This is a genomic window from Flavobacterium sp. (assembly GCF_044371705.1).
GTDB lineage: Bacteria > Bacteroidota > Bacteroidia > Flavobacteriales > Flavobacteriaceae > Flavobacterium.
In genome coordinates, this window is the sequence record NZ_JBILTE010000234.1 from 1 (window position 1) to 3,489 (window position 3,489).

The 3,489-nt window shown below is 34.9% G+C and carries 3 protein-coding genes; all 3 read left to right on the forward strand.

What is annotated here, in order from left to right; all coding sequences use genetic code 11:
• Window positions 1-83 precede the first annotated feature (83 nt).
• Complete coding sequence (locus tag ACIQ2S_RS12160; RefSeq protein ID WP_396176367.1) at window positions 84-1,052, forward strand: electron transfer flavoprotein subunit alpha/FixB family protein; 969 nt, start codon at window positions 84-86, stop codon at window positions 1,050-1,052.
• Between the two features lie 127 nt (window positions 1,053-1,179).
• Window positions 1,180-1,806: a bifunctional nuclease domain-containing protein gene (locus ACIQ2S_RS12165; RefSeq protein ID WP_396176369.1), complete on the forward strand. Its 627-nt coding sequence runs from the start codon at window positions 1,180-1,182 to the stop codon at window positions 1,804-1,806.
• A 53-nt stretch (window positions 1,807-1,859) separates the two neighbouring features.
• On the forward strand, window positions 1,860-3,489 hold a 1,630-nt coding region (locus ACIQ2S_RS12170; protein WP_396176371.1), incomplete at its 3' end, for a NupC/NupG family nucleoside CNT transporter.

A 3,489-nucleotide genomic window follows, 5' to 3' on the forward strand; every position in this document is an offset into this window, starting at 1 on the left:
TGTTCAGTATAAAATTAAAACACTTAAATTTTAAAAGATTTTAAACTATTTTAAACTTTTAAACCATTTTAAACTAAAAAAATATGTCATTATTAATATATGCAGAATCAGCAGAAGGAAAATTTAAAAAAGTAGCTTTTGAATTAGCTTCTTATGCCAAAAAAGTAGCTGATGCTATGGGGACAACTGTAACGGCAGTAACTTTAAATGCAGCCGATGTTTCAGAACTATCAAAATACGGAGTAGATAAAGTATTAAAAGTTACCAACGATAAATTAGCTTCTTTTAACGCAAAGGCGTATGGTGATGTAATTAAACAAGCGGCTCAAAAAGAAGGAGCAAAAGTAATTGTACTTTCATCAACTACCGACAGTATTTACCTTGCACCATTAGTTGCTGTAGGTTTAGAAGCCGGATATACTTCAAATGTGGTTGGTTTACCTTTGAGCACCGCTCCTTTTCAAGTAAAAAGAAACGCTTTTTCAAACAAAGCTTTCAACATCACTGAAATTACTACCGATATTAAAGTATTAGGTTTAGCCAAAAACTCTTATGGATTGGTTGAAACAAATTCATCTTTAGCATCAGAAGATTTCTCGCCAACTTTAAATGACTCCGATTTCAATGTAAAAGTGGAGAGCGTTGAAAAAGTAACCGGAAAAGTAACCATTGCCGATGCTGAAGTGGTTGTTTCTGGCGGACGTGGACTAAAAGGTCCTGAAAACTGGGCGTTAGTAGAAGATTTAGCAACTGTTCTTGGAGCCGCAACTGCTTGTTCAAAACCGGTGTCCGATTTAGGCTGGAGACCTCATAGCGAACACGTTGGACAAACCGGAAAACCGGTTGCAACCAATTTGTATATTGCCATTGGAATTTCAGGAGCCATTCAACACATTGCAGGAATCAACTCTTCTAAAGTAAAAGTGGTGATCAATTCAGATCCGGAAGCTCCTTTCTTTAAAGTAGCCGATTATGGTGTGGTGGGCGATGCATTCGAAATTGTTCCTAAATTGACTCAAAAATTAAAAGAATTTAAAGCTCAAAATTCATAATTTTTTATAAATTGTGCCCTCATTGGGCTATCTAAATTGAGATAGTTGTATCTTTGTTTAGATAGCCCATTTTTTATTATTAATTTAGCCTTTGTACTTTGTAAATACTACGTTGTACTACTATAATATGAGTCTTGTCAAACTAACAATAAAAGGAATATCCTACAGTCAAACGCAAAACGGTGCTTATGCATTAATACTAAATGAAGTGGATGGCGACCGAAAATTACCTATTGTTATAGGTGCTTTTGAGGCTCAGTCAATTGCCATTGCTCTCGAAAAGGAAATCAAACCACCAAGACCGTTGACGCACGATTTGTTTAAAAACTTTGCCGATCGATTTGACATTATTGTCAAGCAAGTGATTATCCATAAGCTTGTGGACGGTGTTTTTTATTCAAGTATTATTTGCGAACGCGACAAAATTGAAGAAATCATTGATGCCCGAACATCGGATGCGATTGCACTTGCCTTGCGTTTCAATGCACCCATTTTTACGTATAAAAACATTCTTGACAAAGCGGGTATTTATTTAAAAGGAAATACCTTAGATTCAGACATACAAAATGTTGATAATGATGGCGTACTTTCCTCTCCGGAGCATTATGAATTATCTGAAAAAACCACATCAAAAGATATTTATTTCGGCAAAAGTATCGAGGAATTGTACGAGCTTTTGAACGAAGCGGTACAAAATGAAGATTATGAAAAAGCAGCAAAAATAAGAGATGAGATTTCCAAAAAGGAATCTTAGAGCATTCTCACACTAACAAACAAATTCCAATCATTAACAGTAAAAAAAGAATAATGTATAAAAAATTACTCCTTCTCTCCATGGTGCTTTTTTGTGTAATGGGAACCTTTGCTCAAGAATTGGAAAAAAAATGGCAGTTAGATACTTTAAAAAATGATTATTTAGAATTAAAAGAAGGACGCTATATATTAAATATTACCTCAGACAGTATTACTCAAAAAGGTGATTACCTAATTCAGGAAAATTATCTTTTTTTATTCGAAAATGGAGCTGATGCTCCCACCAAAAGATTTACAATTACTTCAAAATCAGATTCAATTTTAGCTTTGAAGACAAAAGACAAAGCTTATTCGTTTTTTGCTTCCAATAAGATAAAAACAAATCCAGGTCAGGCAGAATTAATTGCAAGTGAAGGTTTTTCTTTTACAAGTTTGTGGAAAGGAATTTTAGGGATGATTTCACTTTTAGTCCTTGCCTATCTATTCAGTGCTAACAAAAAAGCGATCAATTGGAAAACTGTTGGAATTGGAATTTTTGCACAATTAGTACTAGCAGTTGGAGTACTGAAAGTAGGATTTGTAAAATCAATTTTTGAATTTGTTGGGGGTTTATTTGTTAAAGTATTAGACTTTACTAGAGCTGGAAGTGAATTTTTGTTAGGAGGCATGATGAATGTTGACAATTTCGGATTTATCTTTTTGTTTCAAGTTTTACCAACCATTGTTTTCTTTTCGGCTCTAACCTCTTTGTTGTTTTATTTGGGAGTTATTCAGTTGGTTGTAAAGGGAATGGCTTTAGTGTTAACAAAATTATTAAACATCTCGGGTGCCGAAAGTTTATCGGTAGCCGGAAATATTTTTTTAGGACAAACCGAAGCACCTTTGCTCATTAAAGCCTATCTAGAAAAAATGAACAAAAGCGAAATTCTTTTGGTGATGGTTGGTGGAATGGCAACTGTTGCCGGAGGGGTTTTAGCAGCTTATATTGGTTTTCTTGGAGGAAATGATCCTGAATTGCGATTGATGTTTGCCAAACATTTGCTAGCCGCTTCTGTTATGGCAGCTCCCGGAGCAATTGTAGTTTCCAAAATATTGTTTCCACAAACGGAACCAATCAATACAAATGTTGAAGTTTCCAAAGATAAAATAGGTTCCAATATTTTAGATGCCATTGCAACCGGAACCACCGAAGGCCTAAAATTGGCCGCAAATGTTGCCGCTATGTTGCTAGTTTTTATAGCCTTTATTGCAATGATTAATTATACGTTAGGATGGATTGGTGATTGGAGTGGTCTGAATGACTTTATTGCAGCAAAAACTCCCTATTCTAAATTTTCCCTGGAAACGATTTTAGGAATTGTATTTGCTCCATTAATGTGGTTAATTGGTGTAGCTAAAGAAGATGTAATGCTTATGGGACAATTATTAGGAATTAAATTAGCAGCTTCGGAATTTGTGGGCTATATTCAATTGGCGGAATTAAAAAATGCCGCAAATGCTGTACATCTAACTTATGACAAATCGGTTATTATGGCTACCTATATGTTATGCGGATTTGCTAATTTTGCATCCATCGGTATTCAAATTGGAGGTATTGGATCCTTAGCTCCCGGACAACGTAAAACACTTTCGGAATTTGGTTTAAAAGCAGTCATTGGTGGAAGTATTGCTTCTTTACTATCAG